The 8850-nt window shown below is 55.0% G+C and carries 8 protein-coding genes; 7 read left to right on the plus strand and 1 reads right to left on the minus strand.

Annotated elements, in window-relative coordinates:
* Window positions 1–426 (plus strand): GNAT family N-acetyltransferase (locus H7A81_RS23140; RefSeq protein WP_182058835.1); only part of this gene is annotated, 426 nt, incomplete at its 5' end.
* On the opposite strand, the gene apbC is transcribed toward H7A81_RS23140, so the two are convergent.
* Entirely contained in the window at window positions 423–1535 is a 1113-nt protein-coding gene (apbC, locus tag H7A81_RS23145) for an iron-sulfur cluster carrier protein ApbC (RefSeq protein ID WP_182058836.1), read from the minus strand. The genes H7A81_RS23140 and apbC overlap by 4 nt on opposite strands.
* A gap of 88 nt (window positions 1536–1623) precedes the next feature.
* Between apbC and metG the strand changes: the two genes are divergently transcribed.
* The 6 genes from metG (at window position 1624) to sanA (ending at window position 8563) form a co-directional block, all read left to right on the plus strand.
* A complete protein-coding gene (metG, locus tag H7A81_RS23150) occupies window positions 1624–3711 on the plus strand; it encodes a methionine--tRNA ligase (RefSeq protein ID WP_255479027.1) in 2088 nt (695 codons plus the stop codon).
* A gap of 57 nt (window positions 3712–3768) precedes the next feature.
* On the plus strand, window positions 3769–4143 hold the full coding sequence (locus tag H7A81_RS23155) for a CidA/LrgA family protein (protein WP_034824894.1): 375 nt from the start codon (window positions 3769–3771) through the stop codon (window positions 4141–4143).
* Entirely contained in the window at window positions 4136–4828 is a 693-nt protein-coding gene (locus H7A81_RS23160; protein WP_097116618.1) for a CidB/LrgB family autolysis modulator, read from the plus strand. The genes H7A81_RS23155 and H7A81_RS23160 overlap by 8 nt, the downstream gene beginning before the upstream one ends.
* 124 nt (window positions 4829–4952) lie before the next feature.
* Window positions 4953–5849: a cytidine deaminase gene (gene cdd, locus H7A81_RS23165; RefSeq protein WP_182058838.1), complete on the plus strand. Its 897-nt coding sequence runs from the start codon at window positions 4953–4955 to the stop codon at window positions 5847–5849.
* A gap of 160 nt (window positions 5850–6009) precedes the next feature.
* The gene (locus H7A81_RS23170; protein WP_034824900.1) at window positions 6010–7707 is read left to right on the plus strand and encodes an NAD-dependent malic enzyme; all 1698 of its coding nucleotides are present in this window, start codon (window positions 6010–6012) and stop codon (window positions 7705–7707) included.
* Window positions 7708–7843: 136 nt separating this feature from the next.
* Complete coding sequence (gene sanA / locus H7A81_RS23175) at window positions 7844–8563, plus strand: outer membrane permeability protein SanA (RefSeq protein WP_034824903.1); 720 nt, start codon at window positions 7844–7846, stop codon at window positions 8561–8563.
* The last annotated feature ends 287 nt before the right edge of the window (window positions 8564–8850 follow it).

Here is an 8850-nt window from a genome sequence, read left to right on the forward strand (position 1 = left end):
GACCGCCCTTTTCTGCGCACACTGTTTCTTGCAGCACGTCGTCACAACTGGACCTGGCTGGATGGCGATGACTGGGCACTGGAAGATCTGGATGGCGTGATTTTGGGGGAGACGGTGTTAGTCGCGTTGGTCGATGGGCATCGTGCCGGATTCGCCGGCATCCTTCCTAATGACAACTTCCTGCACAGCCTGTATGTCGATCCCGACTTTCAGGGCCGTGGCGTTGGCAGCGCCTTGCTGGAAGCCGTACAACAGCGTTTTACCTCAACTGGCGTGCTGAAATGTCTGATGCTGAATGAGTTAGCGCAGGCGTTTTACCTGAAACATGGCTGGCAGCGTGAAGCCACCGGTGAGAGCGAGCAAGGAAAATATGTGCTGATGCATTTTCCGCTGACGGCGCGCGCCAGCGGAAAAGTGAAGCGTTAAACCGCGCGGAAGGCAATATCGGCCGGAATCACGTCACCCTGCCAGTAGAGCTGTGCCGCCACACGTCCGGCTAACTGACGGTACAGTGCGGTGAATTCGCTGTCCGGACGGCGGATCACCGTTGGTTCACCATCATCCAGATCCTCACGCAGATTGATATGCAGCGGCAGTTGCGCCAGCAGCTGCGTGTGGTAATCCGCCGCCAGTTTCTGCGCGCCGCCGGTGCCAAAAATCGGCTCGTGATGACCGCATTCGCTGCAAATATGAATGCTCATGTTCTCCACCACCCCCAACACCGGCACGCTGACCTTCTCGAACATCACAATGCCTTTACGCGCATCAATCAGGGCGATGTCCTGTGGCGTGGTGACCACCAGCGCGCCCGTCACCGGGACGTTTTGCGCCAGCGTCAACTGGATATCCCCGGTGCCCGGTGGCATATCGAGAATCAGGTAATCCAGATCCGGCCACATCGTCTCGTTCAGCAGCTGCATCAGCGCTTTGCTGGCCATCGGGCCGCGCCACACCATGGCATTTTCATCGGTGACCAGGTAGCCAATCGAGTTGGTCGCCAGTCCGTGCGCCATGATCGGCGCCATATGCGTGCCATCCGGCGAGGTCGGACGCTGGCTCTCGGTGCCGAGCATATTGGGAATCGACGGGCCGTAAATATCGGCATCGAGAATACCGACCTTCGCACCTTCGGCAATCAGCGCCAGCGCCATGTTCACCGCGGTGCTGGATTTGCCCACGCCGCCTTTACCGGAACTCACCGCAATGATGTTCTTCACACCAGTTGCGCCAGGATGATTTTTCACGCGCTTCAGCGTGGCAATGTCGTGGCGCAAACGCCAGTCGATGGCGCTCGCATGGGTGAGACGCAGCAGTTCGGCGCTGGTTTGTGCCTTAAGCTCCTCAAAGGCCGAGGCCCACGCAAACGGCATCACCAGTTCGATGTGCAGTTTGCCGTCGAGTAATGCCACATGACGCAGCGCTTTGAGGGTAGTCAGATTGTGATGCAGCGTCGGATGTTCAAAGTCACTCAGCACGCCGATAACCACAGCGCGCAATGCTTCAGGTGAATGATGTTCCCGGGATTGTGAAGTCATCCCAACTCCTTGTGTTTTCATAACGCCAGATAACGGCGGTGTGCTTTCAATAATATCAGATGCCGTCCAGTTGTGTTTACGCCAGAGGGTGCTTCGGGTAACATCTAAGCCCGATTTTTATTCACGGAACGCTACGCAAACTATGACTCAAGTCGCTAAAAAAATTCTGGTAACGTGCGCACTGCCGTACGCAAACGGTTCTATCCATCTCGGTCACATGCTTGAACATATTCAGGCTGACATTTGGGTCCGTTACCAGCGAATGCGTGGCAACCAGGTTTACTTCATCTGCGCAGACGATGCCCACGGCACGCCGATCATGCTGAAAGCACAGCAGCTCGGTATCCCACCTGAGCAGATGATCGCTGAGATGAAGCAGGAGCACGAAACTGACTTCGCTGGCTTCGACATCAGCTACGACAACTATCACTCCACCCACGGCGACGAAAACCGTCAGCTGTCGGAGTTGATTTACGGTCGTCTGAAAGAGAACGGTTTTATCAAGAACCGCACCATTTCACAGCTGTACGATCCGGAAAAAGGCATGTTCCTGCCGGACCGTTTTGTGAAAGGCACCTGCCCGAAATGTAAGTCACCGGATCAATACGGCGATAACTGCGAAGTGTGCAGCGCGACCTACAGCCCGACCGAACTGATCGATCCGAAATCCGTGGTATCCGGCGCGACGCCTGTACTGCGTGATTCAGAGCACTTCTTCTTCGACCTGCCTTCATTCAGCGCGATGTTGCAGACCTGGACCCGTTCAGGTGCGTTGCAGGAACAGGTGGCGAACAAAATGCAGGAATGGTTCGAATCGGGCTTGCAGCAGTGGGATATCTCCCGCGATGCGCCTTATTTCGGTTTCGAAATTCCAGGCGCGCCGGGCAAATACTTCTACGTGTGGCTGGATGCGCCAATCGGTTACATGGGTTCCTTCAAGAACCTTTGCGACAAGCGCGGTAACATCGATTTCGACGAGTTCTGGAAAAAAGATTCTTCCACCGAGCTGTATCACTTCATCGGTAAAGACATCGTATACTTCCACAGCCTGTTCTGGCCTGCAATGCTGGAAGGCAGCAACTTCCGCAAGCCGACCAACCTGTTCGTGCACGGTTATGTGACGGTGAACGGCGCGAAGATGTCCAAATCACGCGGCACCTTCATTAAGGCCAGCACCTGGCTGCAGCATCTGGATGCGGACAGCCTGCGTTATTACTACGCAGCGAAACTCTCTTCACGCATCGACGACATCGACCTGAATCTGGAAGATTTCGTGCAGCGTGTGAATGCCGATATCGTCAACAAGGTGGTGAACCTCGCGTCCCGTAATGCTGGATTCATCACTAAGCGTTTTGGCGGCAAACTGGCGAGCGAACTGACCGATCCGGCGCTGTATCAGACCTTTGTCGATGCCTCAGAGAAGATTGGCGAAGCCTGGGCGAGCCGCGAGTACAACCGCGCGATTCGTGAAATCATGGCGCTGGCGGATATCGCTAACCGATATGTGGATGAGCAGGCACCGTGGGTGGTGGCGAAACAGGAAGGCCGAGATGCTGACCTGCAAGCGATCTGCTCAATGGGTATCAACCTGTTCCGCATTCTGATGACCTGGCTGAAGCCGGTGCTGCCTTCACTGAGCGCGCGTACCGAAGCCTTCCTTAACACGGAACTGAGCTGGGATGCGATTGCACAGCCACTGCTGGATCACGATGTGGCGCCGTTCAAAGCCTTGTATGGTCGTATTGAAATGGCCAAAGTTGAAGGCCTGATTGAAGCATCTAAAGAAGATGCAGCTGCGGCGAACAAGCCAGCAGTAACCGGCCCTCTGGCGGATGCGCCGATTGGCGAAGCCATCACTATCGACGATTTCGCTAAAGTTGATATGCGTGTAGCACTGATCGAGAAAGCCGAGCTGGTTGAAGGTTCTGACAAGCTGCTGCGTCTGGAGCTGGATCTCGGCGGCGAGAAGCGTCAAATCTTCTCGGGCATTCGCGCGGCCTATCCGGATCCGTCAGTGCTGGTCGGCAAGATGACCATCATTGTCGCTAACCTGGCACCGCGTAAGATGCGTTTCGGCATCTCAGAAGGCATGGTGCTGTCAGCCGGTTCTGGTGGTTCAGACCTGTTTGTGTTGTCCGTTGATAGCGGTGCACAGCCTGGAATGCAGGTGAAGTAATTGAACAAGCCGCCTTCAGGGCGGCTTTTTTATCGACCCTCTGTTGTGGAGCCTGTCGTGCTAACTGCTTGCTGGCACTATTTGCGTGCCTTTGTGATTATCTATGCCGCGCTCTATGCCGGAAACGGTATTGCAGCCCTGCTGCCGTTTACCATTCCGGGCAGCATTATCGGCATGCTGCTGCTGTTTACCTTGCTGGCGCTGCAAATCCTGCCGGTCGGTTGGGTGAAACCGGGCTGTCATTTGCTGATACGTTATATGGCGCTGCTGTTTGTCCCGATCAGTGTCGGCGTGATGGGTTATACCGATATCCTGAGCGCGCAGTTTGGACCGATTGTCGTCTCCTGCGTGGTAAGTACCTTTATGGTGCTGTTAATCGTTGGCCTGAGCGCCGAACGTTTGCAGCGCCCGAAGGAGCAGCCTCATGACTGACGCCTGGTGGTCACTGCCGCTCACCGTGGTGGCGTATCTGCTGGCGCGTAAGCTGGCAGCCAAAATCAATATCTCGATCATCAATCCGCTGTTGGTGGCGATGGCGATTGTGATTCCGATCCTGCTGCTCACCCATATCCCTTATACCCGCTATTTTGCCGGCAGCACCTTCCTGAATCAGCTGCTGCAACCTGCGGTGGTCGCGCTGGCTTTGCCGCTATATGAGCAGATGCATCAGATTCGTGCACGCTGGAAGACCATCATCAGCGTCTGTTTTATTGGCAGCATCACCGCGATGGTCTCCGGCACCGCTATTGCGCTGTGGATGGGAGCTACGCCAGAAATTGCCGCGACGATTATGCCGAAATCCGTCACCACGCCGATTGCCATGGCGGTATCCGGTTCGCTGCACGGCATTCCCGCCATCAGCGCCATCTGCGTGTTGATTGCCGGCGTGCTCGGCGCAGTGTTCGGCCATATGCTGCTAAATCTGTTTAAGGTGCACAGCAAGTCTTCACGCGGCCTGGCGATAGGCAACGCATCGCATGCCTTAGGCACGGCGCGCGCGGCAGAGATCGATTATCAGGAAGGGGCATTTAGCTCTTTGGCATTAGTGATTTGCGGCATTATCACATCGCTGCTGGCCCCCTTCCTTTTCCCGCTGCTGATGCACTGGTTGGGCTAAAACTTGCGAGAGATCTCGCAAAGTTGAAACAACTCAATCAGCTTACATTGTCATAGCGACACAGATCACATATAACCCCATAGGCGGCGCATCGCCGCTAACGCGTTAATGAGGTCATCACATCATGCATCCACGATTTACTGCTGCTTTCTCCGCCCTGCCCGCTGACTTGCAAACTGCGATTCATCCCTTGCTGAATGCAGCTGATTTTGACGGCGTAATGCGCCCGCAAGACGTGGCGCGCCTGAAGCAGGAAACGGGGCTGGATGATGATGCCCTCGCGCTGGCACTGCTGCCGATTGCCGCCTGCTGTGCGGTCGCACCGGTGTCTAACTTCAATGTGGGTGCGATTTCACGCGGAGTGAGTGGTCACTGGTATTTCGGTGCCAATATGGAATTCGAACATGCGCCGCTGCAGCAAACCGTGCATGCGGAGCAAAGCGCCATTACTCATGCCTGGCTGCACGGCGAAGAGAAACTGGATGCCATCACCGTCAATTACACGCCTTGCGGCCACTGCCGTCAGTTTATGAACGAGCTTAACAGCGGCACGGCGATCCGCATCAGTCTGCCAGGTCGTGCAGTGAGTACATTGGGCGATTATCTGCCGGATGCGTTTGGCCCCGCCGATCTGAATATCACGGAACGTCTGCTGACACCGATTCATCACGGTTTCGCTGCGCAAGGTGATGCCTTACAGCAGGCGGCGATTGAGGCGGCGAACAACAGTCATGCGCCTTACAGTCACAGCTACAGTGGTGTGGCCCTGCGCAGCCAGAGCGGTAACCTCTTCACCGGGCGCTATGCGGAAAACGCCGCTTTCAATCCAAGTTTGCCGCCATTGCAGGCAGCGCTGATTATGATGAACATGCGTAACGAAGCGCTGGACACGATTAAACAGGCAGTTTTAGTCGAATGTGAGGGCAGCACGTTAAGCCAGCGCGATGCCACGCGCGCTACGCTGGCGGCACTGGGCTGTGAAGATTTCTCACTTACTTTAGTTTCGAAAACATCAGTTTAGTGATCCTTTCATCGCTTTTGTGACTTTCTATTAACAAAAGCTGTACATCTGCAAGAATCCTCATAGGATCGGGCGCCAGAACTACTTCACAAGAAACAGGTCTGGCGTTACCTTTTCCCGGTGACACGTCAGAAAACACTGCAACCGGAGCAAAGACTGCATGGAACTCGACTACGAAAGTAAACGTCCGCTGTATATTCCTTACGCGGGTCCGATTCTGCTGGAATTTCCGCTGCTGAACAAAGGCAGCGCCTTCACCCTGGAAGAACGCAACGAATTTAACCTCAATGGCCTGTTACCCGAAGCCGTTGAAACCATCGAAGAGCAGGCAGAGCGTGCCTGGCGTCAGTTCCTGGATTTCAAAAACAATAACGACAAGCACGTCTATCTGCGCAACATCCAGGACACCAACGAAACCCTGTTCTACCGCCTGCTGGATAATCATCTGGAAGAGATGATGCCGATTATTTATACCCCAACCGTCGGCGCGGCCTGTGAACACTTCTCTGAAATTTATCGTCGTGCGCGCGGTGTTTTCATCTCGTATAACAATCGCGATCGCATTGAAGACATGCTGCAAAACGCCACTAAGCAGAACGTGAAAGTGATCGTGGTGACCGATGGCGAGCGTATTCTCGGCCTCGGCGACCTCGGCATCGGCGGTATGGGTATCCCAATCGGTAAGCTGTCGCTGTACACCGCGTGTGGCGGGATCAGCCCGGCGTATACCCTGCCCGTGGTGCTGGATGTCGGTACCAACAATCAGCAGTTGCTGAATGACCCGCTGTATATGGGCTGGCGCCATCCACGTATCACCGGCGAAGAGTACGAAGCCTTCGTTGATGAATTTATCCAGGCAGTGAAACGCCGCTGGCCAAATGTGCTGCTGCAGTTTGAAGACTTTGCACAGAAGAACGCTATGCCGCTGCTGGAGCGCTATCGCGATGAGGTGTGCTGCTTTAACGATGACATTCAGGGCACTGCCGCCGTTACCGTTGGCACCCTTATCGCTGCCAGCCGTGCAGCAGGCAGCCGTCTGTGCGAGCAGAAAGTGGTGTTCCTCGGCGCCGGTTCCGCCGGTTGCGGTATCGCTGAGCAGATCATCGCGCAGATGAAATCTGAAGGTCTGAGCGACGACGAAGCACGTTCCCGCGTGATGATGGTCGATCGCTTTGGTCTGTTGACCGACAAACTGCCTAATTTGCTCGATTTCCAGGGCAAACTGGTGCAGAAGAGTGAAAACCTGAAGGACTGGGATGTGACCAGCGATTCTATTTCACTGCTGGATGTGGTGCGCAACGCGAAGCCAGACATTCTGATTGGTGTGTCAGGTCAGCCGGGTCTGTTCACCGAAGAGATCATCCGCGAGATGCACAAGCACACTAAGCGTCCGATCGTGATGCCGCTGTCAAACCCAACTTCACGTGTTGAAGCCACCCCAGCGGATATTATCTCCTGGACCGACGGTGAAGCGCTGGTCGCGACTGGCAGCCCATTTGCACCGGTGACCTGGAAAGGTAAAACCTACCCGATTGCCCAGTGCAACAACTCCTATATCTTCCCAGGTATTGGTTTGGGTGTGATTGCTGCAGGTGCAACGCGTATCACCGATTCGATGCTGATGACCGCCAGCCGTGCCCTGGCTGACTGCTCACCGCTGGTGAACGATGGCGAAGGCCCGGTGCTGCCAGAATTGAAACACATTCAGGGCGTTTCGAAGCTGATCGCTATGGAAGTGGGTAAAGCAGCGCAGTTGGCTGGCGTGGCCGTGGTGACCTCAGAAGATGTGCTGTCGAAGGCTGTGAATAATAACTTCTGGCTGCCGCAGTATCGTCATTATCGCCGTACGTCTATCTAAGCAGACAGCGCAGCCGGTAAATTCAGTACCGGTTGCGCTTAAAATATCGCCAGCCAACCGGCGTAAACTTGCTTAGCGACCCCACCTCAAGTAGCCTTTAGCCATCCTTTTTTCCGCCAACCGAGTGCTTACGCGCATGATTAAACGCGTTTTCTTTGGTCTGTTTTTCATCATCTTATTGATGGTGGCGACCGCGCTCGGCCTGGATCGCTGGATCAGCTGGAAAACTGCCCCGTTTATTTATGAAGATGTCACCTCGCTGCCGCATCGTCAGGTCGGGGTGGTCTTAGGCACCGCCAAGTATTACCGCACCGGCGTGATCAATCAGTATTACCTTTATCGCATTCAAGGTGCGCTTAACGCGTATAACAGCGGCAAGGTGAATTATCTGCTGTTGAGCGGTGACAACGCGCTGCAAAGTTATAATGAACCGATGACCATGCGCCGCGATTTAATCAAAGCCGGTGTGGATCCTGCCGATATCGTGCTCGACTATGCCGGATTCCGTACGCTGGACTCGATTGTACGCACCCGCAAAGTGTTCGATACCAATGATTTCATCATCATCACACAACGCTTCCACTGTGAGCGCGCGCTGTATATCGCCCAACATCTGGGAATTCAGGCGCAGTGTTATGCGGTACCGTCTCCGAAAAATATGCTGTCGGTGCGTTTCCGCGAGGTTGGTGCTCGTTTAGGCGCATTAGCCGATTTGTATCTGATGAAACGTGAACCTCGTTTCCTCGGCCCGCTGGTGCCGATTCCGGCGGTGCATGAAGTGCCGGAAGATGCACAGAGTTACCCGGCGGTGACGCCAGAGCAGTTGCTGGACCTGGAAGAGAAGTTGCAGAAGTAACGCCGCCTGAAGATATTGCGTTGATGCCATCTGGTGTCGCCTGGGTTGTTGTGCTGACGCTATCTGCTGCTTCAGGGTGCTGTGATAACGCTGTCTGGTGTCGCTTTGGGGGCTGGCGGTCCTCGCGCCGCTGACGCGGTGCCTTCACGCCGTTCGTCTGCCTTACGGAACGGCGGGGGGGGGCAAACCCAAAATCGGGAGAAGAAACGGCACAAACCCAAGCCCACTCATAAAAACTACGTTGCGACCTCATCTTGACAAAAAAAAACACAGCCAATAACCATGTC

The organism is Pantoea sp. ME81 (genome assembly GCF_903970985.1).
Taxonomy (GTDB): Bacteria; Pseudomonadota; Gammaproteobacteria; order Enterobacterales; family Enterobacteriaceae; genus Pantoea; species Pantoea communis.

What these genes read in the sequence shown, in the direction of transcription:
- H7A81_RS23170 (WP_034824900.1), top strand. Translation starts at nt 6,010, where the DNA reads ATGGAACTCGACTACGAAAGTAAACGTCCGCTGTATATTCCTTACGCG.
- sanA (WP_034824903.1), top strand. Translation starts at nt 7,844, where the DNA reads ATGATTAAACGCGTTTTCTTTGGTCTGTTTTTCATCATCTTATTGATG.
- cdd (WP_182058838.1), top strand. Translation starts at nt 4,953, where the DNA reads ATGCATCCACGATTTACTGCTGCTTTCTCCGCCCTGCCCGCTGACTTG.
- H7A81_RS23160 (WP_097116618.1), top strand. Translation starts at nt 4,136, where the DNA reads ATGACTGACGCCTGGTGGTCACTGCCGCTCACCGTGGTGGCGTATCTG.
- apbC (WP_182058836.1), bottom strand. Translation starts at nt 1,535, where the DNA reads ATGACTTCACAATCCCGGGAACATCATTCACCTGAAGCATTGCGCGCT.